The organism is Paenibacillus sp. Marseille-Q9583 (genome assembly GCF_976954365.1).
The window spans coordinates 1-888 of record NZ_CDRJTB010000163.1; the positions used below are offsets into that span (position 1 = coordinate 1).

Here is an 888-nt window from a genome sequence, read left to right on the forward strand (position 1 = left end):
CTCGGTCTCTTTCTCGCTTAGCAGCTGCAGCTCCCCAATCCGCCGGTTCGGATTCTCCGCAATCCCTTCCAACAGATTCTGCAAGTGGCTGGCCATTCGCTCCATGGCTTCATCCCTAAAGCATTCCTTTTGATACGATATCTTGATCAGAAGTTGTTTTCCCGGTCCTATCACCAACGTTAACGGGTAGTTTGTATACTCAATACTGCGCACGTCTTCGATTCGAAGCCCGTTCCTCTGTTCAGCTTCCTCTCCACCGTTGCGTTGCGGATAGTTTTCAAAGATCAACAAGCTTTCAAACAGCGGGGTTCCTCTCGGAACCTCACTCCATCCTTGGATCTCTACGAGCGGCGCATATTCATATTGACGCATGTCCACTTGATTCGCTTGCAATTCCTTCAACCACTTGTGGCATTCCGCTTTACTCCTTACACATGCCCGTAGCGGTACGGTGTTGATAAGCGGACCAATAATCGTATCATTCCCTGGCAGTTCCGGCGGACGACCCGACACCGTTTGTCCGTATATGACATCCTCTTGCCCACTGTACCGGCTCAGCAAAATTGCCCAAACGCCTTGGAACAATGTATTTAAGGTGATCTCTTCTTGCTTAGCTATTTCTTGCAGTCGTAGAGTCAACGTTTCACTTAAGGCTACCTCTAACTCGGCATAGTGAAGCCCTTGTTCAGATGCGACAGTCCGCTCAACGATCCCCAAAGGCGTTGGCTCCGTTACGCCCTTTAACAGATCGCGCCAGGCCTCCTCTGCTTTATTCATATCCTGCCGCTTGTACCACCGAATATAGTCTACATAGGGGGAAGGAGTCGGCAACGCTATCGGCTCACCGCTCACATTCCCATGGTACAATGCCATGACTTCATTCAATAA

The 888-nt window shown here is 50.0% G+C and carries 1 protein-coding gene; it reads right to left on the reverse strand.

The window, feature by feature from the left end:
• The coding region (locus ACWNM1_RS30590) for a condensation domain-containing protein (RefSeq protein ID WP_449603936.1) at positions 1-888 on the reverse strand (888 nt) is incomplete at both ends.